The sequence below is a fragment of the Symmachiella macrocystis genome (genome assembly GCF_007860075.1).
GTDB lineage: Bacteria > Planctomycetota > Planctomycetia > Planctomycetales > Planctomycetaceae > Symmachiella > Symmachiella macrocystis.
In genome coordinates this window covers 1339671-1364967 of record NZ_SJPP01000002.1, presented here as the reverse complement: position 1 = coordinate 1364967, position 25297 = coordinate 1339671, and the positions used below count along the sequence as shown (strand labels likewise).

20 protein-coding genes are annotated in these 25297 nt (G+C 55.5%); 14 read left to right on the top strand and 6 right to left on the bottom strand.

Features of this window, described 5'->3' with window-relative positions:
• Positions 1-63: 63 nt before the first annotated feature.
• From CA54_RS23370 to CA54_RS23360, 3 genes are all read left to right on the top strand, one after another.
• Positions 64-984 carry a lipase family protein gene (locus CA54_RS23370; protein WP_197532758.1) on the top strand — a complete coding sequence of 307 codons (921 nt, stop codon included), beginning with the start codon at positions 64-66 and terminating at the stop codon, positions 982-984.
• Positions 985-1177: 193 nt separating this feature from the next.
• Positions 1178-1399 carry a winged helix-turn-helix domain-containing protein gene (locus CA54_RS23365; protein ID WP_145424800.1) on the top strand — a complete coding sequence of 74 codons (222 nt, stop codon included), beginning with the start codon at positions 1178-1180 and terminating at the stop codon, positions 1397-1399.
• 108 nt (positions 1400-1507) lie between these two features.
• Entirely contained in the window at positions 1508-2449 is a 942-nt protein-coding gene (locus CA54_RS23360; RefSeq protein ID WP_146373370.1) for a tetratricopeptide repeat protein, read from the top strand.
• 93 nt (positions 2450-2542) lie between these two features.
• Here the strand turns inward: CA54_RS23360 and CA54_RS23355 are convergent, their stop codons facing one another.
• Positions 2543-5035 (bottom strand): DNA internalization-related competence protein ComEC/Rec2, encoded by a 2493-nt coding sequence (locus CA54_RS23355; RefSeq protein ID WP_197532757.1) that lies wholly within the window; start codon positions 5033-5035, stop codon positions 2543-2545.
• Between the two features lie 161 nt (positions 5036-5196).
• On the opposite strand from CA54_RS23355, the gene CA54_RS23350 reads away from it, so the two are divergent.
• From CA54_RS23350 to rho, 5 genes are all read left to right on the top strand, one after another.
• Positions 5197-6579, top strand: a complete 1383-nt coding sequence (locus CA54_RS23350) for a DUF6513 domain-containing protein (RefSeq protein ID WP_146373368.1) — start codon at positions 5197-5199, stop codon at positions 6577-6579.
• A gap of 46 nt (positions 6580-6625) precedes the next feature.
• Entirely contained in the window at positions 6626-8041 is a 1416-nt protein-coding gene (gene pabB / locus CA54_RS23345; protein WP_146373367.1) for an aminodeoxychorismate synthase component I, read from the top strand.
• Positions 8042-8163: 122 nt separating this feature from the next.
• On the top strand, positions 8164-8832 hold the full coding sequence (locus CA54_RS23340) for an anthranilate synthase component II (RefSeq protein ID WP_146373366.1): 669 nt from the start codon (positions 8164-8166) through the stop codon (positions 8830-8832).
• Between the two features lie 303 nt (positions 8833-9135).
• Complete coding sequence (locus tag CA54_RS23335; protein ID WP_146373365.1) at positions 9136-10128, top strand: thioredoxin family protein; 993 nt, start codon at positions 9136-9138, stop codon at positions 10126-10128.
• A gap of 1566 nt (positions 10129-11694) precedes the next feature.
• Positions 11695-13254, top strand: coding sequence for a transcription termination factor Rho (rho, locus tag CA54_RS23330; protein WP_146373364.1), 1560 nt, complete (start codon positions 11695-11697; stop codon positions 13252-13254).
• A gap of 160 nt (positions 13255-13414) precedes the next feature.
• On the opposite strand, the gene CA54_RS23325 is transcribed toward rho, so the two are convergent.
• The 3 genes from CA54_RS23325 to CA54_RS23315 form a co-directional block, all read right to left on the bottom strand.
• A complete protein-coding gene (locus CA54_RS23325; RefSeq protein ID WP_146373363.1) occupies positions 13415-13750 on the bottom strand; it encodes a hypothetical protein in 336 nt (111 codons plus the stop codon).
• 421 nt (positions 13751-14171) lie between these two features.
• Positions 14172-14972 carry a hypothetical protein gene (locus tag CA54_RS23320; RefSeq protein ID WP_146373362.1) on the bottom strand — a complete coding sequence of 267 codons (801 nt, stop codon included), beginning with the start codon at positions 14970-14972 and terminating at the stop codon, positions 14172-14174.
• Between the two features lie 126 nt (positions 14973-15098).
• The gene (locus CA54_RS23315) at positions 15099-15644 is read right to left on the bottom strand and encodes an RNA polymerase sigma factor (RefSeq protein ID WP_146373361.1); all 546 of its coding nucleotides are present in this window, start codon (positions 15642-15644) and stop codon (positions 15099-15101) included.
• Between the two features lie 415 nt (positions 15645-16059).
• Between CA54_RS23315 and CA54_RS23310 the strand changes: the two genes are divergently transcribed.
• Positions 16060-16305, top strand: a complete 246-nt coding sequence (locus CA54_RS23310) for a hypothetical protein (protein ID WP_146373360.1) — start codon at positions 16060-16062, stop codon at positions 16303-16305.
• A 224-nt stretch (positions 16306-16529) separates the two neighbouring features.
• A complete protein-coding gene (locus tag CA54_RS23305; protein WP_146373359.1) occupies positions 16530-16733 on the top strand; it encodes a hypothetical protein in 204 nt (67 codons plus the stop codon).
• Positions 16734-16849: 116 nt separating this feature from the next.
• On the opposite strand, the gene menC is transcribed toward CA54_RS23305, so the two are convergent.
• Both menC and CA54_RS23295 read right to left on the bottom strand, forming a co-directional pair.
• A complete protein-coding gene (gene menC, locus CA54_RS23300) occupies positions 16850-17959 on the bottom strand; it encodes an o-succinylbenzoate synthase (protein WP_146373358.1) in 1110 nt (369 codons plus the stop codon).
• Positions 17960-18018: 59 nt separating this feature from the next.
• Positions 18019-19698, bottom strand: coding sequence for an Hsp70 family protein (locus CA54_RS23295; protein WP_146373357.1), 1680 nt, complete (start codon positions 19696-19698; stop codon positions 18019-18021).
• A 240-nt stretch (positions 19699-19938) separates the two neighbouring features.
• On the opposite strand from CA54_RS23295, the gene CA54_RS23290 reads away from it, so the two are divergent.
• The 4 genes from CA54_RS23290 (at position 19939) to gnd (ending at position 25274) form a co-directional block, all read left to right on the top strand.
• Positions 19939-21105, top strand: coding sequence for a hypothetical protein (locus CA54_RS23290; RefSeq protein WP_146373356.1), 1167 nt, complete (start codon positions 19939-19941; stop codon positions 21103-21105).
• Between the two features lie 218 nt (positions 21106-21323).
• Positions 21324-22616: a diphosphate--fructose-6-phosphate 1-phosphotransferase gene (locus tag CA54_RS23285; RefSeq protein WP_146373355.1), complete on the top strand. Its 1293-nt coding sequence runs from the start codon at positions 21324-21326 to the stop codon at positions 22614-22616.
• Positions 22617-22750: 134 nt separating this feature from the next.
• Positions 22751-23635, top strand: a complete 885-nt coding sequence (locus CA54_RS23280) for an HAD family hydrolase (RefSeq protein ID WP_197532756.1) — start codon at positions 22751-22753, stop codon at positions 23633-23635.
• 208 nt (positions 23636-23843) lie between these two features.
• A complete protein-coding gene (gnd, locus tag CA54_RS23275; RefSeq protein ID WP_146373354.1) occupies positions 23844-25274 on the top strand; it encodes a decarboxylating NADP(+)-dependent phosphogluconate dehydrogenase in 1431 nt (476 codons plus the stop codon).
• The last annotated feature ends 23 nt before the right edge of the window (positions 25275-25297 follow it).

The following is a 25297-nucleotide window of genomic DNA, read 5'->3' as shown; positions in this document are numbered from 1 at the left end:
GCGATGATAAAGTGACCATTAGAAACGGTCACAACGGACCATGCCGAACAGGAGATGTGCGTGATGAGCAGTTCACTTGTCCCCAAAGTGATCCAAGACGTGGGCGAAGTTCCGCTCGTTTTGCACTCCGATGTGCGGGAGCCGCTGGCCAGCCTGAGCTTTCTGCGACGTGGTCTGGTGTTGGCCGAATTGGCGATGATCGCCTACAACGACGAGGCCGAAGCCAGTCGCGCCGCTGAGGCGATTGGTTTTCCTGAGTCCCAATTGTTTGAACATGACGGCGCGCAGGCCTATCGATTTGCCAACGACCAGGACGTGGTGCTGGCCTGTCGAGGAACTGAGGCCAATGAATGGAACGACCTGAAAGCCGATGCCAATGCCTCAATGGCGGTCGTTGGGGCCTTGGGTAAGGTCCATAGCGGCTTTAACCAGGAAGTCGACGACCTGTGGCCGGTGCTGGAGGGCACTCTGCGTGAGGATACGCGGCCGGTTTGGTTTTGTGGGCATTCATTGGGGGCCGCCATGGCCACAATTTGCGCTTACCGCTGCACGGCCTCAGCGATTGTGAGCAATCCGCAAGAACTGCATACCTACGGTTCCCCCCGTATCGGCAACAAGCGTTATCTCCGCCATGCCCAGTTGAGCCATTATCGTTGGGTGCACAACAACGACGTTGTCACCCGCGTGCCGCCGGCCTGGTTGGGATATCGGCACGGCGGCGACGAAGTCTATTTGGACCGACACGGACGTATCCGCAACTTAAAAGGCGTATGGCGCAGTCGCGACCGCTGGCGGGGCTTTGTGGCGGGATTATTCAATTGGAAATTCGATCTGCTGGCCGACCACAGCATCCATCTCTACGCGAAACACATTGCCACCGCAGCCGTCCAAGAAGACAAAAAAGCGTCGACAGGACGTGAAACGCGCGACGAAGACGATCTGGTGATTCGAAACAAACAGGACGAGCCGGAGCAAAACGACTGAACGGGCCGGCGCTCATGGAAAGTCGAGTTGCTACCCGTTTTCAGGTGATTGCACATAAAACTGCTTGCCCGTTGTGCTGTCGATTGTCTATACTGCAAAACACGTTAGGTCGGACCGCGCGTTTCTGGGCGGCTCTTTGCTCATTCAATTGAAACTGGACTTTCGGCAGGTCGCTTCGAAAGGAGCCGAATCGATGGCCACGGCAACATTGGAAAACGAACTCGATACAATTGGTTACACCGCTGGTATGATCTGGCACTTTCTTGGCGACAACGGCCCGACGACGATGACCCAGTTGGTGAAGGCGATTGACGCGCCGCGCGACAAGGTTATGCAAGGTGTCGGCTGGTTGGCTCGCGAAGGCAAGATTTGCTACGAGGAAGGTTCTCGTAGCAAAACGATCCGCTTGGTCTGACTCATTTCTGAGACTGGCGGTCCGTCGGAGTGCAGCGTAATTTGCGGCGAATTCTCGCAGTAAGGACGGATTTCTTGGCGCAACCAAGGTGAAAGGTACGCTTGTCAAATGACGCAAACGTCCGAATTCCAAGTGCTGTGTAAAGAAGCGCGTCAATGCTGGCGTGACGGTGAGTATCAATGTGCTGTCGAGTTGTTTGAGCAGGCTATAGAAATCGAAGAGCAGTCCGAGACGCATCAACACGCTGGCATGGCCGCCTATATGGCAGGCGACACCGAAAACGCGGTCAAGCATCTCATCCGGGCCACACATCTGGCCCCGTCCAACTCCCAAGCCCGCATCAATTTGGGCGCGGTGTACAATCGCCGCAAAGAATACAAGCTTGCCATTGATGCCCTCCGCAAAGGGTTGGCGATGGACATGCACTGCGCCGAGGGGTATTTCAATCTCGGAATGGCGCATCGCCATCGGGACGAACCCAAAATGGCGATTCCTGCGCTCCGTGAAGCGATCCGCCTCGATCCCAAAATGGCTGACGCCCACGTCCAACTGGCGGAAGTCTATAATGAGCAAGGAAACTATAAACAGGCAATTGAATTGGCCGAACAGGCATTGAAAATCAAACCAGGATTTGAGGCGGCACAACATGTCTTGGATGAGGCGGAGCAGGGGCGTGATACCGCTAAGGCTTCGTCAAAAAATTTGGATTGGATTGCCGGCGTCAGCCCCACAAAATTGGACCAGGGGTTTCGCGAATTGACCGATGAGCAGCAGATTGCAGACCACCGTCATCTCGTCGTATTGTCTCACTCTATTCACCAAATCGCCAACGATGTCTTGTTGCAAATGCGACGTGAACTCGATCCGGCGACGCGGCAAGTTTATCGCATCGTCAGCCGTCCCGACAAAAACCCCGGCACTCTGACCGAAGCGTACGCAGCCTTCAAACGAGCCACCAAATCGTACAAAATCCTCCGCGATCGGCTAGGCGTCAAAATGCAGGAACTGCGTGACTACGAAGAGTCAATGAAAGAAAACAAAGGCGAATAACACCTCTTCAATCGCATGAAAAACCAACCGCAGCGCCCAACGGAAGCGACCTAAGCCCCCCCGAGCGGAAGCTCGCACCTAGCGGCCATGCCGCTATTTTACGAATTCTTTGACGTCGATTTTTCCCGTGTCGTCGATCGTGACTGTCACCGCGCCGCTCGTCCAAGTGGAGAGCACCGTCGTTCCCGGCCCATAAACTTCGCGCAAGGCCATCGTCGGACTATGACGTCCTCCGCTGGCAATGACCCAACGCGGTCGGCACCAAGCAGCGAGATCTAAGGTGTTAGCGGCCAGACTTCCGTGGTGCGGCGACGCGAGTACATCCACATCGAGTGAGGGGGTCGCGTAAAGTGCCAACAACCCTTCGCCCTCCAAATCGCCGGTCAGCAGAATGACCCGCTCGCGATACTCGATGGCCAGCACTAAACTGTTGGCATTATCACTACCGCCCCGCACATCCCCAGCCGGGACGAGCACGCGGATGTTCACATCGTCGTCCAATAACAATTGGTCGTCCATCCCTAGCGAATGGAGCGGAATGTCACTGTCGAAGATGGCGTCGCACAACGCGGCAACCGCTGGTTGACGCGTATCGAGCAGCGACGGAGACACATAGATCCCGTCCACCGGAAGCTTATCGAGGAGACCGGGAACGGCGTTGAAATGATCGACGTCGGCATGCGAAAGCACAACGGCATCCAACCGCGCGATTCCTAATTCCCAGGCCCCGTTTTCAAGGATCCGCTCCGTCCGCCCCGCATCATGCAATTGTCCCGCGTCGTAAAGTAATGTCCGTCCATTGGGCAGTTCTACGAGAATCGCACTGCCGTGCCCCACGGAAAAAAACGTGCAACGTAACTGCGAGGCCTTGTGGGGATTGACCGCAACGGCCAGACCCAATACACACCAACACAAGAGTCCCCGAGCTCCCCAACGCCGCATGGCTAACTTAGGACTACCAAAGATTGCCGCTACAAGCAGAGCATAAAACCCGATGAGCCACCAATCGGCCGGGCCAGGGACATGCTGATGCCCCCAGCTTAGTCGCTGCGCACCGTCGACGATTGCTAAAAATAAAGACAGACCATTGTCGAACAGATATCCGAAAACCGGTGCCAAGGGGGGAAGCAACAACCCGCAAAACAGCAGTGCATATCCGCACCAGAGCACGACGATGACCAACGGCATCAGGAGCACATTGACCACTAAGCCGACGGGCGAAATCATATGAAAACGGGCGGCGATGAGCGGCGCGACGATCAACCAAATCCCCGCTGTAATCAGCAGACCGTCCCCGATCCAATGCAGCGGAGCCCTTAACCAACGGTGGATCTGCTCAAACCGCTCGCCGCGCAGTTCCTGTGGGGCATGCCGTTCTTTCGCTTGGATAATGGCAGCCGTTTCGGTTTTCAAACGCATGAGCGCCACGATGGCAACCACCGCTAGAAACGACAACTGCGGGCCAACTTCAAACAGTTGCGCGGGATTCCATAACAACAGCACCAGCGCCGCCAATGCCAGTGAATTGCCCAAACGGGCGCGACGGTGCCAAGGTTGTCCAATGAGAATCACCGCTGCCATGACCGTTGCGCGAATCACCGGCAACCGGGCTTCGTTGATCAACGTATATCCGATCAGGCAACTCAAGATGACTACGGTGGTCCACGCCGCCGGAAATCTAAACAACCGGCAGATCCCCCACAGCAACGTCGCCAAGATTCCCACATGCAATCCCGAGAGCGCCAAAAAGTGCATCGTTCCACTCTGCGCGAAGGCATTTCGCAGGTCATCCGTGACGTCCCGACGATCCCCCAGCAACAGCGCGGCCGCCACCGGCGCATTTTCAGGACTGAGATTTGCCGTAAGGACGTCGCCGCATTCTTCGCGAATATCGGCTGCGAATCGTAATGGCTGCCACCAAAGCCCCGCCGGCTTGACGGTTTGCACGGCATCGGGAAAGTCCGTTCGCAGCATCGCGTCGATCCCTTGGCTGTGGAGATAATTTCGAAAATCGAATCCCCCCGGATTCCGCCGACCAACCGGTTGCGAGAGCAACCCCACCACTTCCACTTCGTCGCCCACGCCAATATGCGGGGCATGGCCGGTGATTTGTAGTCGAACCGTTCCGGAAACCGTCGTCGCTGTTTCACCCGACAGCAATGTTCGGCTATCAATTTCACAGAGGGTGCGGTCGTATTCCGGAATCGTGCTGGGAAAGGCGTGCTTTTTGCGGGGGATGACGACGGGTTGCCCAGTGACCGTTCCCGTCAAATGCACCGGTTGTGGTGTCTCGCGGGCGAACAGCGCGATGTTGTTCGCTGTTGTGATCCCGGTCGTCCAATGTTGCCGTAATCCTCCGGCGGCGACACACGCAAAGCACAATAACCAAGCCGCCGCCGTTCGTCGACGGCGAAAAGCGATGAGCCAACCGCCCCATACGGCGGCTAAAATGATCCACCAGCTGAGCAATGAAAGCGGCCACCAAGTTTCGAGGCAGATTCCAACAGCAAAACTAACTGCCACCGCCACAATGGGCGATCGCGGATGCTGGGAATCGTTCGAGTTGGCGGGCGGCGGACCAATCATGCTCCCATCATCGGCTGGAATTTGCGCCGATGCAACATTTTTTACGCGTTTGGAAGCCAAGCCGCTGATTGTGGCAATTCCTCTTGGTCGGTACGATGGAAACAGACCGGCGACTGGAGTCCTCGGCAAACATGTGTGTAGCGTCTCCATAAGTTTATGGCATGAGCGGCGAACGTATTCTGTTTGTGACCGGAAAACTTGCGGAGTTCGCGTTGCGCCGCATCGTCGACCCGCTCAGTCGAGAAATTGAGGCGGATTGCGAGATCGCCGTGTTGCCGATCAGTGTCGCCGCACTGATGAACGTTGATTGGGTGCTTCGCAAACTCGAAGTTCCCGCGGGCATCGACCGCATCATTCTCCCCGGTTGGTGTCAGGGAGAAACCGCACGGATCGCAGAGCAGACCGGCATCACGACGGAATTGGGACCCAAAGACATGCATGATCTGCCGGAGCACTTCGGACGCGCTCGGCAACTCCCGGAGGATTTCGGCACCTATACAATCGAAATCCTAGCGGAAATCAACCACGCCCCGCGCATGACGGATACCGAAATCCTCACGCAAGCCAACACCTATCGCGACGCTGGGGCTGAAGTGATTGACCTTGGCTGCATCCCCGGTGAAAGTTGGTCGCGCGTCGGCGAGGTGGTGTCCATGTTGTCCGCCGAAGGGCACCGCACTTCGATCGACAGTTTCAATCGCGGCGAAGTCCAGGCGGCCGTCGCAGCCGGTGCGGAGTTGGTCTTGAGTTGCCACGGCGACAATCGCGACTGGTTAGCCGATTTGGATGCGGAGTTGGTTGTGATTCCCGACGACCCCCGCAAGTTGGATGGATTGCACGAGACAATTGATTTTCTCACAACAAAAAAATGCCGATGTCGCGTCGACCCGGTTCTGGAACCAATCGGCTACGGTTTCGCCGCTTCGTTGGCACGCTATTGGGACGTCCGTCGCAACTGGCCCGATTGTGAAATGATGATGGGGATCGGCAATTTGACCGAATTGACCGAAGTCGACTCCGCCGGCGTGAATATGCTGTTGGCTGGGTTTTGCCAGGAATTGCAAATCCACAGCGTTCTCACGACCGAAGTCATCAACTGGGCCGCAACCAGCGTGCGCGAATTCGATATCGCGCGGCGTCTCGTGCGACATAGCATAAAAAACCAGGTACTGCCGAAGCACGTCGATTCGCGGTTGGTGATGCTGCGTGATGCCAAGGTTTCGGAGTACGGTGCGGAAGCACTACAAAAACTCGCTGATTCGCTGACCGATCCCAACTATCGTATCTTCGTCGAACAGGGGGAATTGCATATCATGAATCGCGACGGCTATTGGCGGGGGACCGATCCCTATGTGTTGTTCGATCAGCTCGTTGGAGTCGATCCCCAACACGCGTTTTATCTGGGTTACGAATTCGGCAAAGCTGCGACCGCTTTAGCGCTCAACAAGAATTACCGACAAGACGAGGCCCTCGATTGGGGATTTCTCACCGTGCCCGAAGCGAGTGCCCACCAACGGCGACGGCAACAGTCGGGCGACAACTAACCGAGACTCACACTTCCACCTCAATACCTATCCGGTCCATCCCCTCATGTCGTTGCCGCTTGTTGAAGAATTGACCACACCCCCGGAACCATACGCGGCCTTACGCGCATTTGCGGGCGAAACCAGTGTGTTGTTGTTGGAAAGCGCGCGGCGACTGAAGCGGTTAGGACGATATTCTTTTTTAACGGCTGATCCCTATGCGTTTTTTCAAATCGACCAGGCGCAATATGGCGACGATCCATTCGCGGCGGTGAAACAGCAGTTGCGGTCCCACATGGCGGAGACCTTACCCGATTTGCCGCCATTTCAAGGCGGGGCTGCGGGCTTGTTGGCCTATAATCTCGGGGGCTGTTGGGAACGCTTACCGCGACCGGGCATTGATGAATTCCAGTTACCGGCGCTGGCGATTGGATTGTACGACTGGGTAATTGCTTGGGATCATGACCAACAACGCGCATGGGTGATTTCACAAGGATTTCCCGAACAAGAACCAGCACAGCGCAGTCGTCGTGCCGAGGAGCGGCTGCGTTGGGTTCAGCAGACGCTCACCAAGACAAACAGCAGCGACAGTCAACCCGTCGCAACGCCATCCCCGCACGCGATCGATCTTTCGCAGCAACACGAAGTTCCCGGACGCAGTCCCTGGCTGAGCAATTTTTCGCGCGACGGATATCTGCGCACTGTGGAACGGGCGATCGAATACATTTACGCCGGTGACATCTTCCAGGTCAATTTGTCCCAGCGACTATTGCATCCACTTTGCGAGTCGCCATTGGAATTGTATGGCCGTCTCCGCACGCAAAATGCCGCGCCGTTTGCCGGGTATTTTGCCCACAACGACTGGACGCTCGCCAGCGCCTCGCCGGAACGGTTCGTGCAAGTGCAAGACCGAATCGTTTCGTCGCGACCGATCAAAGGCACCCGGCAACGCCGATCGCAACCCGAGGCCGATTTGTTCACCCGCGACGAATTGCGGGAAAGTGAAAAAGACCAAGCCGAGAACGTGATGATTGTCGACTTGCTCCGCAATGACCTCTCCCGTATCTGTTCAGCGGGCACCATCCAGGTCCCGGAACTGTGTCGCGTGGAAACCTATGAAACGGTGCAACACCTCGTTTCCGAAATCCGCGGCACGCTTGCGCCGACCAACGACTGCTGGGATTTATTGGCCGCCTCGTTTCCCGGCGGTTCCATCACGGGGGCCCCGAAGGTACGGGCGATGGAAATCATTGCCGAACTGGAGCCAACCGTCCGCGGACCGTATTGTGGCAGCCTGTTTTACCTCGGCTACGACGGCACGATGGATAGCAACATCTTGATCCGCACCTTCACGGCGCGCAACGGTTGGCTACAATGCCCGGTCGGCGGCGGCATTGTCGCCCAATCCTCGCCGCAGGCGGAGTTCGAAGAAACCTGGCACAAAGCGGCCGGTATGTTGGCGGCAGTAGGCAGTAGGCAGTAGGCAGTAGGCAGTAGGCAGTAGGCAGTAGGCAGGGTTTTGTTGAAAGGGTACAATTGGCCATGCTCGTTTTGTTTCAGTCATCCAACCCTCAAGCCTGAACCCCCAAGCCTCACCCCTTCCGCATGATTCTTCTCATCGATAACTACGATAGCTTTGTCTACAACCTGGCTCGGTATTTTACCGAACTGGGGTGTGAGGCTGTGGTTTGTCGCAATGATGCGATTTCAATTGAGGAGATTCGTCGTCAACAGCCGGCGGCCATTGTGCTTTCACCGGGGCCGGGGACGCCGCTTAAGGCGGGGATTTGTTTGGAGGTTGTACGCGAGTTCCTGGGTGAGATTCCGATCCTGGGGGTCTGTTTGGGGCATCAGGTGATCGCGGCAGCCCTGGGGGCGGAGATTGTGCGTGCGCCCGAACCGGTGCATGGCCGCACGACGTTTGTGGAACACGATGGCCAGTCGCTGTTCGCCGGATTACCGAATCCGCTCCGCGCCACGCGCTACCATTCGCTGATAGTTGACGAAGCGACGCTGCCGGCTCAATTGCGGGTTACGGCTCGTACTGCCGCAGGGATCGTGATGGCTATCGAACATATGTCCGCTCCGGTGTTTGGCATGCAATTCCACCCGGAATCCATTTTGACTGAATCGGGACAGGCGCTGCTGGGGGCATTTCTCAAAATGGCGGGAATCCCGGGCAGTGCACCGGTGCTTACCGAACTGGCGGATGACGCGGACGGGGGGATGACGTCAGATTTTGGCGAGGAAACCGGACCGGTCATTCACTGGTAAGCAGCTGCGCGATCGCGTCTAGCGAGGCAACCTTACGAGTTTACCGGTTATCGCGATATTGCTGCTTATGCCGTTTGTGCGTCTTCTCTGGTTCATACGACCGTTTTGACCCGCGCTCCTCTTTCGGCTCAGCAGTAGAAGTTCGTTGCGCACGCGATCATGCCGTTATTTCTAGCCGATAGTTGAAGAAGAGCATGCGGATCGGGAGCACCAACCGCCGCGGTTGCCGCCTTCGCTGTCCGCACGCGCGGCTGACGACAACGTTAGCCGATTTCTTCACCGGAAGACGCGCGGAGTATCGACATGGCTCGAAAGCTTCATTGGACATCTGTAGCTGCCTTGTCAGCGGCGGCCCTGACCGTCGGATTGATGGATGCGACTTCCGTCCAGGCGGCCGGTCATTGGCAGACGGACTATCAAAAGGCCCGCAGCGAGGCCCAGCGCGACGGCAAAATGTTGCTGTTGCACTTTCATGCCTCCTGGTGCGGACCCTGCCGGCGAATGGATCATGAAGTCCTCTCGACTGCAGCTCTGGCGCAGAGATTGGGAAAGAACATTATCGCCGTGAAAATCGATTCCGATCGATACCGGCAATTGACCTCACAATTGAATGTTCAGGCACTGCCGAGCGATATCTTTATGACGGCCGAAGGCAAGATCCTGCACCGCACCTCGGGCTATCAAGCAGCGAGCAATTATCTACAAATGGTCTCCAAGGTCTCGTCGAAGTATGTCGGGTCGCGTCCGGTTGTTGTGGCTCGCCAAGCGAAACCCGCCCCCGCGCGGTCAAATCAGCTACCGATCACCGAAAAACCAGCACAGAAAAAAATGGTCGACCCCCGATCCAAACCGCGGGAGGATGTCATCGCTCGGGTGGATCAGAAGTTATCCCATGAAATCCTCGACGTGACTGCGGCGGAGGATACGGATGACTCGATTGGTCTGCGCGGATTCTGTCCGGTGACCTTATGGAACTCGCGTGAGTGGAAGACCGGCCGCCCGGAATACTCGATGACTTTCAAAGGGCTGACCTATCATATGTACTCCGCGCAGGCCTTGGCGGAATTCGAGAAGAACCCCCGTCAATACGCCCCGCGGTTGATGGGCTGTGATCCGGTGGTGATGTCGGCTAAGAACTTGGCCAATCCCGGCAGCACCAGCTTTGGCGCGTTTTATGACGGGGAGTTATATCTGTTTGAAAGCGATCAATCGCGTCGGCAGTTTAAGTTGGATCCTGATCGATATAGCAAGATTCGTCAGGTGAAATTGCCCAAATCCCAGACCCAAATTCGATAAGCGATTGTGTCCGGAATTCTTACCGTCTCAGCCGTTGCTGGCAAAGCATTGTGATCGGGCCCAGGCTCGTTGTGGGCTGAATTATCGTGGTTTGAGCGAGTTGAGACCGTCCCATTGGGGCAGATGGCCGATTCGGTGAAACCGAAAAAATTGGCGGGAAACGCCATTTTCATGGCAATCTTGGTAGACTTGAATTGACACAAGACCCAGGAAAGCTATGATGTGTTTAGAATTTACGCTCTCGTTCTTCTCGCAAAGACGACCGTACGAACGAAATCGTTGACGTCGTTTGTCGGGAAGAAAGCTGTCCAATTAGCTGGTGTGATTCCCCGGCTGAGCGTTGGCTCAGAACCTCGTTGCGGGAATACAAAGGACAGTGTGCTGGAGTGATCTTGAACGGCTTAGTGACATTCCAGTTTTGATGTCGCCGTTGGTCTGCTGAATCGTCTCGCAAGGTTTCACATAGGGTCATCGGGCTATGATCGGTGTGTGGGGCGGCATTCCCAGGATGCCGGTGGTTTGCGAAACCGTAGGCTCAGCAGTGCAACGTCGTTAGTGTCGGGCTTTGTGGTCGTGCTACGGAAAGTGGCGCTGCGAAGTAATCAAAAAAACATTCAATCCAGACATCAAAACGGAACTTCACATTCGCCGTTCATCGTGAGGACGAGCTGAAATGTGGGCCAGGCCTAGTTGTGCCGGTTCACGGAAGACAAGAACGTTCATTCGCCGCTTGGTTAACTTGCCAATTGGCAGTTGCGTTCTTGAGGAATTCCATCTGCCGTTCTCGTTGGTCGTTGTGGAATCGTTTCACGTTCGCGGAGCATCGGTGGCACCTGTCACCGGAGTTCGTTCGTGGATTCAACGCACACAATTCAGGTGGCTTAGCCGCCAACTCCGTTTGCCAATCCGGTTGATTCGGGAGGCCCCGATCATCGGTTCAGCGTTCGCTACGATTTGAACAACCTGAGAGCGGAAAGCAGCGATGCCGCCAAAAAATTCCCGTTGGTTCGGGGTCGATAGGAAATCACAAATCCCGCCGGTTAGCGCCAGGGCCGATGGTTTTTGTGCCTATGAAATAGACGTAATGCGCTCGACACCATGTCGCAGGATTCGCAACCAGCTAATGGCTGTGCCGTCCGCTTTTCTGGAGTTGCCTCGAAGTTATTCCCGCGTTGTTACATCCTAAAAACGTGTGAAGTTACTCGCTTTAAACAAATGGGGCATCAGTTTTTAACGAAATCAAAGGGACCGAGACCTTCGGAGGAAGTGATAGGCATTCGTCTTCCGATTCGTTCTCGAAGTCTCATAAGCAACAGCTGCGAAAAGTAGGACACACAACAAGTATTTGCGTAAGGATCTGCAACCGGGGAGTTCAGCCATGCCGAATTCCCTCCTCGTATCAGGGACATTGAAGCGAATCACGTTTTTTTAAGGGCAGGCATTCGCCGAGTGTTTTGCATTACCCTGAATTGATAATGACTGGGAAACGCAACAGCCCGTATTCGCTAAGCTTTATTGAGCGAATGCGGCAAGTTTCAGACGATTTTTCACTAATGGAAAGTGTTCATGGCTGCGAAGAATTCTAGTTCGACCGACGGCGGAACTGAAGCTCCCAAGCGGCGAACCCGTCGGCGCAAAAAAGCAACCAACGACCAAGAGTCGGTTGATAAAGCTGCGGACGCAGCTACCAAAACTTCGGAGCCGCCCGAACCTGTTTCCGGAGGCGACCAGTCTAGTGAGACGGTTGCCGAGGGGTCACGCGGGGGCGAAAAATCCTCCGGTGAGGGGGGGGAATCCGATGGTCGTCGTCGCAAGCGTCGTCGACGTCGTCGCAAAGGGGGCGATGAGGGCGGTTCGAATTCCTCGCGCAATGAACGTTCCTCCAACCGCAATGGTGGCGGCAACTCGAACAATTCCAATTCCGGCAATCGCCGCTCACGGGGCCGACGAAATAAGAAACCCGGTGGCGGAGGTGGGCAAGGTGGCGGCGGCGGTGGTCCTGAGGACAACGTCATCACCGGGAACGTCACCGGTGTTTTGGAGTTGCACCCCAAAGGATACGGCTTCATTCGATCGCCGGAGAACAACTACTCGTCGGAAAGCAGCGACGCGTTCGTTCCCAGTTCATTGATCGAAAAGCATCGGCTCCGCGAAGGGATCATGATCACGGGCGGTGTCGGCCCAGGTTCCCGCGGGCAGGGGCCGCGGTTGAAGTCAATCGAATCGATTGATGGAAACACGCTGGATGAATATCTGGCGATTAAAAACTTCGACGAACTCACTGCGATCAACCCCCACGAACAGATTGTCCTTGAGACTGGTGCCAAACCGGTCACGATGCGGGTGATGGACTTGCTGACTCCGATCGGCAAAGGTCAACGGGCATTGATTGTCGCCCCCCCGCGGACCGGCAAAACGATGCTGCTGCAACAGATCGCCAATTCCGTCAGCACCAATCATCCCGAAGTCAAACTCATCGTACTGTTGATCGATGAACGTCCTGAAGAAGTGACCGAAATGCGGCGGCAGGTCAACGGAGAAGTCATTGCTTCTTCGATGGACCGCGATGTTGAAAGCCACGTTCGGATCAGTCAATTGATTATCGAACGGGGCAAACGGCTTGCCGAATCGGGCAAGGACGTCTTTATTTTGCTCGATAGTATTACGCGGACCGCCCGTGCCTTTAACAAATGGGGTGGCAACACCGGCCGTACCATGACCGGTGGACTGGATGTCAAAGCTTTGGATATCCCCAAGAAGATGTTCGGCACCGCCCGCTGTTTCGATGAAGGCGGGTCGCTGACCGTCGTCGGCACCGCCCTGATCGAGACCGGCAGTCGGATGGACGAAGTCATCTTTCAGGAATTCAAAGGGACCGGCAACATGGAATTGGTCCTCAATCGACGTCTAGCCGAACGCCGCATCTGGCCGGCCATCGACATTGGACTGTCGGGAACTCGCCGCGAAGAGATGATTCTCTCCGAGGAAAACTTGGAGGGCGTGATCTTGCTCAGGCGGTCGTTGGTTTCGCTGGAACCGATCGAAGCCATGGAACAATTGATCAAAACGCTGGAACGCTTCCCCACCAATGCGGAATTCTTAACAAAAATCCGCTCGATCATGTGACGCGTTCAGCACCTGAAGATATCAACCACAGCCCGGATCCCTTTACGGTGTCCGGGCTGTTTTTATTTTATAGCGGCAATCATGCCAAGTCGTTTGCAGCATTCAGGATTGTCGGCGCGGCGCTTTGATGCCCGCACCAATGCCTAATACGTCGGCCGGCTTAATATCCGTAATAGGGATGTAACGGAATTCCAGGCCAAACGCGAACGCCGAGGAATGAGCTGTTGAAGTTGTTTGCCGAAATGTAGGGGCGTTGTGCGGACACGCCGTACCATTTTCTGCTTTCGATGCGCTGTTGGCGTTCCGCAGCCCGCTTCGTTGCCCGTTGCAGTCGGAGAAACTCGGGCGAGACGGTCGGGGTGCGAACGGGGGAGCGTTCCTCGAGACGGCTCGAATTGGCGGGCAGCGGGGCATCGCTGTCGTAGTCTTGTGCTTGGACAGACGACGCGCTGAAGAGCAGGCAGGCCATTCCGCCAACCATGAGCAATTTGTGCATGAGGACTTCCTTTCCGCTATTCGTCCCGTGGCATCAAATCGTAGTGCCGACGGTCCGTAGCGAAAAACGCGAAAAATTGTGGTTTGAATTCACCAAGTCCCGATTCCCGAGACAGACAGGATTCGTCATGGCCGTATCGGCGGGCGAATGAATCATGAGATATCGCGCACCGTCGACTTCCATTGCTATATCGGTTGCGGGGAGTGTAACGATTGAATCGATTTTGCCGAATTCTCCAGCAATTCTCGATTTCGCGAGCGGCGAACGGCATCTCAAATCCCGTGCGCAGAAAAGCATTCACATTGGCCGCCAGCGAGAACCAGTTTCAAAACCCGGTTGTGCTTGTTCTCGAAACGTTCAGATCAGTGTCAGTGAGACGCGTCAGAGGGTTTTTGAAACGACTTGTAGTAAGACGTTCCCGTTAGGTCGTCTGCTGACGGTCTTGTCGCTGTAGTTCGCGGAGCGGGGCATCTCCGCCTTGCACTAAGCAGACGTAGACGAAATCGCCGTCGCGCCAAGAGACCGCGCTGAATCGCGAATGATAGATCGGCGTCGCACTGGCCATCGAGGTGGCTGTCGGCGACGACCAGATCTTAGCTGCCGGCGCGATGATCAAAGCACCTCGAATCGTGCGGCCACCGTTGCTGCGAAATTCAAATTCGGAGATCGCAATGTCGAGCGACAGTCGCTGCGGAAACAATTCCCGGTAGTCGTCCATCCACGTCAACGAGGTGAAATCCATCGCTGCGGTCGGAGCTGACTGCTGGGGGGCAAACAGTCCGGAGAACAATGGTCCTGCCACCTGGGAATCCAATTGCTGTGAAGCGGCCTGGGTGACTTTATTCAAACTCACCGTCGAATAATCAATCCAGTACCACCCACCGACGACGAGGCACAACAGACTCGCAGCGATCACCGTGATTTGGCGGAACCGCCGAGGAGGCTGTGATTGGCGTGGTTTGTCGTCTGGAAGGGGAACGGTTTGAGCGGCAAGTTCGGCTTGGACAGCTTCTTGCAGGCGGCTTTCTAGACCGGCGGGCATTGGCACGTCGCGGCAAACTGCGGCAATGGCGCTGTCCATCTCTTCACGATTGGCAACGATGGTTCGACAACGTGAGCAGTCCGCCAAATGTGCGGAGGCGGCCGTCAATTCCGGATCGTCTTCAGCGCACGCTTCGGACCGGCACAACTCAAGTTTCGCCAGTGCGTTGCTGCAATCCATCTCGTTCCTCTGTCTCATTCCGCTGTTAAATTCCCCTGTGGGAAATCAATTCTCAAAAAACACACAGCACCAGATTGCCCGGTGCGTCGTCCGAATGGCCCCCAAATCAAGTGGGGCTGTTGTGATTCAAATAGGAAACGTGACCGAATCACGGGTGGAACCGCATTGGGCGGCTTGGAGCAATTCTTGTCGCAAATGCGCTTTGGCCCGTGAGAGACGGCTCATCACTGTCCCGACGGGAACTTGCATCTGGTCCGCAATTTCCTGGTAGCTAAATTCTTCAAAATAAAACAAAATCAAGGGGGACCGGAATGACTCCGGCAAAGCCCCCAAAGCCGACTGTAGTTGATCGGAATCAATTCCAAACATCGCTGCGTCAGCGGATTTCGGTTCTGGAATCGATTCCAGTGCCGACCCCAAGGGGAGCTCCGCGTGGTCTTTGTCTCTTAGTCGCTTCAAATAACGGTTGCGGAGGATCGTGCATAGCCACCCTTTGGCACTGCCCGGATCCCGCAACTGGTCGATTTTTCGGCACGCTTGCAAGTAGGTCTCTTGTGTCAAATCCTCAGCGTCGGCCGCCGACCCGCTGAGACGGTACGCGTACCGATACAGCAGAGAATGGTGCTGCCTGACGAGTTCGATCATGTTGGGCGCGCTGAGGGCTTCACACATGGCATTTTCTATGAGTATTGATCCGATTCTTGTGGGTATTATTCCCCACTAAAACAAAAAATCCCGGATTCACAGCGTTTCTCGCCAAGCAGCTCTCTTTATGAGGATACCGGGCGGCAACCCTAACCACAAAATTAACAAGTGATTTTCGATTTCTAAGTGATGCTGCGGCCGTCGTTGAAGTTAGTTCCATGTCGTTGGGAGGTTCATTATGGGCGGTTTCCCTGAGGAATTCGTCGAACTAATGGATTGGTTGGCTCTATTTCTTGAAAGTTTACAGTATTCCGGGAATAATCATCTGCCTGGCGCATCTTAAAATGGTGGATACCAAGGATTATTCGTACTGTGGTCTTCGCTGATTAGACGATTCGCAATTCGATTTGGTTTCCAATTTCGGTTTGTAAGGAGGTTGAGAATGCGGATTTTTTGCCCAATTCTCGTTTCGGCAGTCCTGATTATCAGTGGGGTCATTGGTTGTGGCCCCGCCGGAGGTCCTCCTGAGGAAACGTTGCCCACGGATGGGGCAGCCAACACAACCGATGCCACGATGGATACCGATGCACCACCTGGGCAATCAGAACCTGGTCAATCAGAGCCGGGGCAATCGGAACCGGAAAGCACAGGAGATGCGGCCGAACCCGCCACGGATTCGGTCGAATAACGCAGCCAAGGACGGTCGGAACCCGGTTTGCGAAAAATGAATTGATGTCGTTTCACGTTTTCGACGGACACTGCCGTTGGCGGGTTGCGACTGAGGTACGCAAACCATTTGTTTGGATTTGAGATTGCTCGTGATGTTCTCGAGCCGGCCGCCTGAATCGTATGTTTAAAGCGCTGTCAGCGGTTGATTTTTGACCTGGAAAGACTTCGAGGAGTATCTTTAAGATGAAAAAATTGTTCGTACTGTTTGCCGTCGTCGGAATGAGCTTTGCACAAATCGGTTGCGGTGGCGCCGCCACTGAAGATGCGGCTCCCCCCGCCGAAACCCCCGCCGCCACGACTGGTGATGAAGCAGTCGAAGTCGATGAAACGGTTGTCGAAGAGCCGGCCGCTGAAGAATCTGCTGAAGATGCGGACGCTGAAAACTAGTCAGACGTCGCAAGACGTAGACTGACAAAGTCTCGAAATGGGGGAGTCTGGCAACGGACTCCCCTGTTTTTGTGCGCCCCCTTATAGCTTCGCAGGTCTACGGGGATCACTGTGCGCTATGTGAGTACGACTTGTTCTAATGTGCGCTGTTGCAATCGCTCTGTCACCGGTTCCGGCAAAGTGGCCGGCGCAGCCACGCCGGGTGTTCCATCGGGCAGCGTCATCAATTCCAAAGGCGGCGACGAGAGATCCTCGTGATAGAATCGGCTGGAGGGGAAAATGTCGGCCGGATAGATAAAGTTCGGCAGCATACCCAGCGCCACACAGTGTGCCGCTCCTGTTGCGCTTTCCAGCATTCCGCCCACCCAACAGGGAATCTCCGCAGCTTGGCAGGCATCGTGAATCGCCACGGCGTTGGTCAATCCCCCCACGCGTCCCGGTTTGACATTCACGTAACGGCAGCTTCCCAACTGCAGCGCTTGCTGGACGGTTCGCAGATTCGTGGCACTTTCGTCGAGGCAGACCGGCGTCGCGATTTGCCGCTGCAACTCCGCATGATCGATTACGTCATCATGTTGCAGTGGTTGTTCGATCATTGCCAAGCGGAATTCGTCCACTTCTTGAAACAACGGCAGATCTTCAAGTCGATATCCGCTGTTGCAATCGATGTGAAACGTCTGGTCGGGAAACTGTTGGCGGACGGCGCGGAGCATCTCCAGATCCCAACCCGGTCGGAATTTGAGTTTGACCCGCGGAAATTTCTCAGCGACAGCTGTGTCGATCGCGGCTAATAAATCGTCGGTGTTGTCCATCACACCAAAGTCCGCGCCGACTGGAATCTGATCTCGGGTTGCTCCCAACAGACGGTGCAACGGTTCGCCGCAGATTTTACTTTTTAGGCTCCACCAAGCATTGTCGAACATTGCCTTGGCAAAGGGGTTGCCCTTGTAGATCGCTAGACGGTTTTGCAGTTCCACACTTGTCGGCAACTCCTGGTGGAGCAGTGCGGGGGCCAACCAATCGCGGGCGACGCTGAAGACTCCCACTGCGCATTCCGGGCTATAGCAGGGGGCGGCAAACGGCGCGCTTTCGCCCCAGGCATCCACCGATCCACTCACAATACGGCACAGCACCGCATGGATGGCCGCATCCTCACCGTAGGCGGTCCGCCAAGGATAAATCAGTGGCATCGCCACATGGTAAAGTTCGATTCGGTCAATGCGCATGGAGAGCGGTTTCTCGTTTGGCGTAATACATCAAGAGGGTGTGGTGTGGGACACCGGTGTTAGTCACCCGCGTCTTCGAAGAAGCGATAAAACTCGTCTTCGCCGGTCGCACTGCCGATGTCGCGTGAAGCAACGGGGGCGGGGTTGCGCGGGGGGGATTGGGGCTTGGGTGTCCGTGCCGGAGTGGTTTTTTTTTGCGGGGCTGGAGCTTGGGGCGTGGTTATTTCTGTGGCTGGGGTTTCTGTGCGATCGATTTCCGCTGTGGCTTGTTTGCCGCTCTTGATTTCACGGGCCGACACGTGCACCTTGGCGGCGGCATCGTAGTGAATCGTCACCTCGATTTCCGAATTCACCGGCAGGTTCTCAGGCAGGTCTTCGACCTTGCACCCCCCCACATGCACGAAGTCTTGCCCGTCATCCTCTCCCGATTCAATCACGTGTAAATGCACGCGGCGCTGATCCGGTTGGACCGTGCCGTAGACATGCGAAACCGAGGCGGGCAGCGGTGTGTTCGCCGGGAGGATGTAGTGCGGAAAGCGATAGCTGGTTACTGGATCGCGAACCAAAATTCCGAGTGCGCGGGAACTCACGCTTTGTTGGCGAAATCCGGCTAAGCGGTCCACAACGACGTCGTTTCGAATGGAATGCACAAACTCGCTGTTGCTGAGCAGCATGCCCGCATAATAAGTGGCGCCGTGCGCGATCGATTGGTCGGGAGACAACGATGTGTTGAGCGTCCATCCGCTCATCCCCTGGAGCATATCGCGAACCATTGGCATCCGTGATGCCCCGCCGGCGGTCAGCACCACATCGACGTGCGCCCAACCCATGTTCATTTTTTTCAGCAGTTTGACTGTAATGTCCTGCGTGCGCTTCATGAGTCCCGCGGTCAATTTTTCGAATTGCGCGCGCGTTACTTGATAAGTCTTGCGTTTGCCGGCGTGCGTACAACTTAGTGCCGCGCGTTCCCGCGCCGAAAGGCTTCGCTTTGCCTGTTCGACTTCCATGGCGAGATACTGCAAGCTCTGCCGATCTTCGGCAACGTCCAGTCCAAGCTCCTTGATGAATTGCTTGCGAACATGTCCGGCCAAAGCGCGGTTGAAATCGATGCCCCCCAATTTCAAATTGCCTGTCGATGCCAACACGCTCACCTGGTTTTTTTCGTAGTTCACCAAGGACAGGTCGAACGTGCCGCCACCCAGGTCGTAAACCAAAATGCGTTGTGAATGAGCCAATTCTGAGAACCACAATCCCTCCGCCCCCAGGACGTAACACAGCGAAGCAGCCACCGGTTCGTTGATGATGTCCACATGTTTCAAACCGGCCGCCAAACCCGCCTTGATCGTCGCTTGACGCTGCGCGTCGCTGAATTGCGCAGGGACCGTGATGACCGCCCGCTGGACTTTGCCGATTTTTTTTTCGGCGTCGCGCAGCAGCTTTCGGAGCACGAGAGCGGCAATGTCGGTCGGTGTGTATACGTTTCCCCGAATCCGCCAGCATTTTTTGGGATGCCCCAGATGCCGTTTGGCATTCATGACCACGTATTCCGGGGTCGCAATCGCGTTGCGGAAGGCTTCTTTCCCGACAATGGGGCCATCTTCATCAAAGAGCACCACCGAGGGCGTGGTGATTTCCCCTTCCTCATTGGCAATCGAAACCGGTTCGCCGTGCTCGTTGAGGTAGGCGATACACGAATTCGTTGTCCCGAGGTCGATTCCCACGGCGTGCGTTGTCAACATAAGGGCGACTTCCTCGTTTTGCTAGACGCACTTTCGTGTTAGAATTCGATGGGCCGAGAGGGGAGTCGGCACGACCAGCTTCGATTTAGTGTGGCAGGGCCGGCCCTTTGAATCAACCCCGTCTTAGCCGTCGGCTTAGAACCAGTTTCAAAACCCGGTTGCGCATGTTTCCGAAACGATCAGATCAGTGTCAGTGGGACGCGTCAGAGGGTTTTGAAACGACTTAGAGGGAGAACATCGGTGTCGTGTCTTTCATTGATGATGCTGGGATGTTGTCTAGCCGCTGAGCCGGGGTTTTCCGTTGTCAGCGACCGGCCGGTTCCTGAACTGGTCCAGGGGGCAGCTTTTGAACAGACGCTGAATCAGCATATCTCGGTCCGCTGGGAAAATGTTGACGTTCGCACCATCTTGGAGCGGCTGACCACCGAGTACCATATTGCGTTTCTCCGTGATCGGCGAATCGATGCCGATGCCGTCGTCAGCTTCTCGACTGTCCCCAAACCGGCGCGGGACGTCGTGACCGATGTCAGTGCGTTGGCAGGCGGTGACATACGCTTTGTCAGCAACACGGCTTATGTCGGGCCCGAACTTGCCGCACAGAAGCTGCGCACGCTGATTGCACTCAGGTCCGAAGAGTTGGCTAGCGCTGGGGAGATTACCCGAGAGCATCGACAACGCCTTGCCAAACGCCAGACGATCCATTGGCAGGATCTTGACCAGCCGGCGGAGATTCTGAATGACATCGCTCGGCAATACAAACTAAAAATCGTGGGCGGCGAACAGATTCCCCACGATCTTTGGGGCGGAGGGACATTCATTGCCGACAGCGCTGCTGAAGCGTTGTCGTTGATTCTGGTCCAATTCGACCTGACGTTTCATTGGCGAAGCGGGGCGACGGAAATTGAATTTGTCCCCATCCCCGAAAAAGTGGTGCTCGAGCGCGGCCACAATCCGAGCCCACATTCCATGCGAGAGGCGGCGGAACTCATCACCGCTGAGCTGCCCGGTTTGCTACAGCGTAGCGAGGGAGGCAAAATTGTCGTGTTGGGGACGATCGAAGAGCACGAGACCGTTGAACGAGTCTTACATCCCCCGCAACCCAAAATCGCAGAGCACCCCGGCAAGGCTGCCGACGATCCGCTGGAAAACGAACGCATCACATTGCGGGTCATGGGTGTCCCGGCTCTTGCACTGATCAAGGATTTGCAGAAGCGGTACAAAATGACCTTCACCTACGATACGAAGGCGCTTGCCACCGCTGGGATCGATCTGGAGCAGAAAGTCGATATTCATGTGACCAAAACGACAATTGACGGTTATCTTGCCGCTTTCATCAAGCAGGTCGGGGCCGAGATTGAGCGAAATGGATTGCAGGTCACCATTCGTCCTCCATCTGCCGAAAAATAAGAAATCCGGTCCGCCCGCTGCGATTGGCAATCCCTGGGAGTTGCCGTCGGCGGGATCTTACTCGGTTATTTCCGAAATTGGGCCTTCCTGGACGTTTTTCGGGCGAATCGACCGCTGTTCCCTTGAACTCCGCCGCAGAAATGCGAACATCGGGGCTCTCGTGCACCGCTAGACGGTCTTGATTTAGATATCGAATTCCTGAGACGATCAAATAACAGATGTCCCCAGCTCCTAAGAATCTCATCGTTGCTCAATCCGGCGGTCCGTCGCCGGTCATCAATAACAGCCTGCGTGGCCTAGTCGAAGCCAGCCGCGATTTTGGCGGCATCGGTACGATCTACGGCGGTTGGCATGGCATCGAGGGGGTGCTCAAGGAAGAATTGCTCGATTTATCGTCGCAAAGCCCCGACGAAATCGCCCGACTGCGGATCACACCGGCCGCCGGTTCGATCGGCACCTGCCGTTACAAACTCCGGGACCACCAAAACGAAGACTTCGACCGCATTCTCGATGTCTTCAAAGCGCACAACGTGGGCTATTTCTGTTACATCGGCGGCAACGACTCGATGGACACCGCCAACAAGGTCGCCCAAATGGCGCACGAGCGGGGGATTGACCTCGTGGCGGTCGGCGTGCCCAAGACGATCGACAACGACGTGGGGGATAGCGAATTCAAATTGATCGACCACACGCCCGGTTATGGGAGTGTGGCCCGGTATTGGTCGCACATGGTGCAATTCGCCAACGAAGAAAACGCCGGCAGTTCCCCAGCCGATCCCGTGTTGGTGCTGCAAGCCATGGGCCGCCGCATCGGATTCATCCCCGCCGCCGCCCGTTTGGCCGACCCGGAGCGGAAATTGCCGCTACAGATTTATTTGGCGGAGCGGGAAATTTCGATCGAACAGATCCACGATCAAGTGAACGACCAATTGCGCCGCGACGGCCGCGCAATCGTGGTGGTCAGCGAGGGGTTGAAGATCGGTGATTTGGGAGAGCGGAAAGATTCGTTCGGCCATACACAATTTAGCTCCAGCGAAATCACGGTCGCGCAAAAACTCGTCAATGAGTTGAACCGCCGCGGATTGGCCGTCAAAGGCTCCGCCCGTTGCAACGTGCCGGGCACCGACCAACGGCACAACATGATTTACGCCTCAACGGTCGACTTGGAAGAAGCCTACAAAGTCGGTCAAAAGGCGGCGCGGTTGGCGGCCGAGGGCGAGAGCGGATTCATGGCCACCATTTTACGCAATGACGTCCCCGAATATGGCGTGCACTACGATAAAGTTCCGCTTCCCGAAGTCGCCAACAGCGAGCGGGAATTCCTCGAATCGTGGATCACGGACGATGGCATGGACGTGACCGACGAATTCGTCCGCTACGCCGCACCGCTCGTCGGCGAGGATTGGGTCAGCATTCCCATGAACCGCGGCCGTGTGCGATTGGCCCAACTGCAACCGCTGTTCGCCGATCAGCTATTGGCGAAATACACCCCGCAGGCGGATCGGGAATAGAATACTTAGCCACAGATTGAACACAGACCAAACACAGATTTCTACAGCCCCACATTCTTTTCAATCTGTGGCTCAAAAAAATACAAAATCGCATCACACATACGAAATATTGAATTGCCGGGAGCAACAAAACAGTGTCGGATAACCCGCTGGATCACAACTTCAAGAAGCAACACGACTATTTGATCGGTATCGATTCCGATGGCTGCGCGTTTGACTCGATGGAGGTCAAACACAAAGAGTGCTTCATCCCCAATACCGTCAAATACTTCAACCTCGCCGCTGTCTCGAAATATGCACGTCAGGCGGCGGAGTTTGTGAATTTGTATTCCAAGGGACGCGGCATCAACCGCTTTCCCGCACTGATCGAGACGGTTGATTTATTGCGAGAATGGCCCGATGTCATCCGCCGAAACGTCGAGATTCCGCAATTGCAGGAAGTTCGCGATTGGATTGCCCGCGAAGACAAATTGGGAAACCCGGCTTTGGAAGCAGAGGTCGCCCAAAATCCAACACCGGAACTAAGCAACGCGTTGGCATGGTCCCAAGCGGTCAATGCAACGGTCGACGACATTGTGCACAACGTTCCGCCGTTTCCCAACGTGCGGGAAAGCTTGGAAAAACTAAGTAGCGTCGCCGATATGATTGTTTGTTCCGCGACTCCTAACAAGGCGCTCGGCAAGGAATGGGAAGAGCACGATATTGCTAAATATGTCGCTGCCATTTGCGGACAAGAAGCGGGCAGTAAAAAAGAAACGCTCGGTCAAGCGGCCGGTCATGGTTATGCGAAAAACCACGTGCTGATGATCGGCGACGCTCCGGGCGACATGAAAGCCGCTAAAGCGGTGGGCGCACTGTTTTATCCAATCAATCCCGGTGCCGAAGAACAAAGTTGGCAACGGTTCCTCGATGAGTCGTGCGATAAATTCTTAAACGACCAATACGCAGGCGAATACGAAGCGGCCTTGATCGCCGAATTCGACACCTACCTGCCGGAACTTCCGCCTTGGAAGAGTTAAGATAGATTTTCACCACGGAGACACTGAGGACACGGAGAAAAAAAGCTCTAGACGGTAGACTGTAGGACTTTCCTAGACATTGCTTACCTAAAGTCTACGGAACACAGCCTAAGGCCTCTTTCTTTTTCCGTGGTGAGTAAAAACAACTGCGTTGATGTTTTGAATTTGTGAGTTGTTCACAAACCTTTTTGCGAAAGTATGTCAGACAATGGCTCAATGTGATATCGGATTGGTCGGCTTGGCCGTCATGGGACAAAACCTGGTGCTCAATATGGAGAGCCGGGGCTATCGGGTGGCGGTGTTTAATCGCACAACCAGCAAGGTCGACGATTTCCTTGCGGATGAGGCGGCCGGTAAAAATATCGACGGATTTCATTCGCTCAAGGAATTGGTCGCTTCGCTCAAATCGCCGCGGCGGGTGATGTTGATGGTCAAAGCCGGACCAGCCGTCGATGCATTGATCGATGAGCTAAAAGGTTTGCTCGATCCGGGCGATATTATTATCGATGGTGGGAACACCTACTTCCCCGATACCAATCGCCGCACCCAAGAGGTCGAAGATGCCGGTTTGTTGTTCATCGGCACGGGGGTTTCGGGGGGAGAAGAAGGGGCGCTCAAAGGCCCTAGTATCATGCCCGGCGGTAGCGAAGCTGCATGGCCGCACGTAAAAGAGTTGTTCCAAAAAATCTCTGCCAAGGTCGGCCCGAATGCCGACATCCCCTGTTGCGAATGGGTTGGTCCGGCTGGTGCAGGGCACTATGTCAAAATGGTGCACAACGGCATCGAATACGGCGACATGCAACTGATCTGCGAAGCGTACTTCATTCTGAAAAATGCGCTGGGCTTAACCAACGACGAATTGCATGACGTCTTCAAACAGTGGAACCTTGGCGAGTTGGAGAGTTATCTGATCGAGATCACTCGTGATATCTTCACGGTGAAAGATCCGGAGACGGGCGGGTATTTGGTCGACCAAATTATGGATACTGCCCGACAAAAAGGAACCGGCAAATGGATGAGCCAACACGCTCTCGATTTGGGCGTGCCCACAACGTTGATCACCGAAGCGGTCTACGCCCGTGCGTTATCCGCACTCAAAGACGCCCGCGTCCGTGCCTCGAAAGTCCTCAGCGGCCCCGATGCCAAGTACACCGGCGATCGCGACAAATTTATCGAAGATGTCCGCCAAGCGCTGTATGCCTCAAAAATCTGCAGTTATGCGCAAGGCTATGTACAACTCGACGCGGCGGCCGACGAATTTGGCTGGAAGTTAGACAACGGCAATATTGCCTTGCTGTGGCGGGGCGGCTGCATCATTCGGGCGACGTTCCTGGGCGATATTAAAGCGGCCTTTGATAAGAATCCTGACTTGGAAAATCTACTGCTGGACGACTTCTTCGCCAATGCCGTGCAAAAAGCACAACCGAGTTGGCGGCATGTCGTCGGCACAGCAGTGGAGTTAGGGCTACCCGTTCCCGGTTTCGCAGCCGCGCTCACATACTTCGATGGTTATCGTTTGGCACGTCTACCGGCCAACCTGTTGCAGGCCCAACGCGACTATTTCGGAGCGCACACCTATCAACGGCTGGACAAAGAGGGTACGTTCCATACGGATTGGATTCGCGAACGTACGCTCTAGTTTCGCGCGAAAGCCCCCGGTTC

What these genes read in the sequence shown, in the direction of transcription:
- CA54_RS23335 (WP_146373365.1), top strand. Translation starts at nt 9,136, where the DNA reads ATGGCTCGAAAGCTTCATTGGACATCTGTAGCTGCCTTGTCAGCGGCG.
- CA54_RS23325 (WP_146373363.1), bottom strand. Translation starts at nt 13,750, where the DNA reads ATGCACAAATTGCTCATGGTTGGCGGAATGGCCTGCCTGCTCTTCAGC.
- CA54_RS23315 (WP_146373361.1), bottom strand. Translation starts at nt 15,644, where the DNA reads ATGTGTGAAGCCCTCAGCGCGCCCAACATGATCGAACTCGTCAGGCAG.
- CA54_RS23295 (WP_146373357.1), bottom strand. Translation starts at nt 19,698, where the DNA reads ATGTTGACAACGCACGCCGTGGGAATCGACCTCGGGACAACGAATTCG.
- menC (WP_146373358.1), bottom strand. Translation starts at nt 17,959, where the DNA reads ATGCGCATTGACCGAATCGAACTTTACCATGTGGCGATGCCACTGATT.
- CA54_RS23340 (WP_146373366.1), top strand. Translation starts at nt 8,164, where the DNA reads ATGATTCTTCTCATCGATAACTACGATAGCTTTGTCTACAACCTGGCT.
- pabB (WP_146373367.1), top strand. Translation starts at nt 6,626, where the DNA reads ATGTCGTTGCCGCTTGTTGAAGAATTGACCACACCCCCGGAACCATAC.
- CA54_RS23320 (WP_146373362.1), bottom strand. Translation starts at nt 14,972, where the DNA reads ATGGATTGCAGCAACGCACTGGCGAAACTTGAGTTGTGCCGGTCCGAA.
- gnd (WP_146373354.1), top strand. Translation starts at nt 23,844, where the DNA reads ATGGCTCAATGTGATATCGGATTGGTCGGCTTGGCCGTCATGGGACAA.
- rho (WP_146373364.1), top strand. Translation starts at nt 11,695, where the DNA reads ATGGCTGCGAAGAATTCTAGTTCGACCGACGGCGGAACTGAAGCTCCC.
- CA54_RS23365 (WP_145424800.1), top strand. Translation starts at nt 1,178, where the DNA reads ATGGCCACGGCAACATTGGAAAACGAACTCGATACAATTGGTTACACC.
- CA54_RS23370 (WP_197532758.1), top strand. Translation starts at nt 64, where the DNA reads ATGAGCAGTTCACTTGTCCCCAAAGTGATCCAAGACGTGGGCGAAGTT.
- CA54_RS23305 (WP_146373359.1), top strand. Translation starts at nt 16,530, where the DNA reads ATGAAAAAATTGTTCGTACTGTTTGCCGTCGTCGGAATGAGCTTTGCA.
- CA54_RS23310 (WP_146373360.1), top strand. Translation starts at nt 16,060, where the DNA reads ATGCGGATTTTTTGCCCAATTCTCGTTTCGGCAGTCCTGATTATCAGT.
- CA54_RS23355 (WP_197532757.1), bottom strand. Translation starts at nt 5,035, where the DNA reads ATGATTGGTCCGCCGCCCGCCAACTCGAACGATTCCCAGCATCCGCGA.
- CA54_RS23360 (WP_146373370.1), top strand. Translation starts at nt 1,508, where the DNA reads ATGACGCAAACGTCCGAATTCCAAGTGCTGTGTAAAGAAGCGCGTCAA.
- CA54_RS23350 (WP_146373368.1), top strand. Translation starts at nt 5,197, where the DNA reads ATGAGCGGCGAACGTATTCTGTTTGTGACCGGAAAACTTGCGGAGTTC.
- CA54_RS23285 (WP_146373355.1), top strand. Translation starts at nt 21,324, where the DNA reads ATGTCCCCAGCTCCTAAGAATCTCATCGTTGCTCAATCCGGCGGTCCG.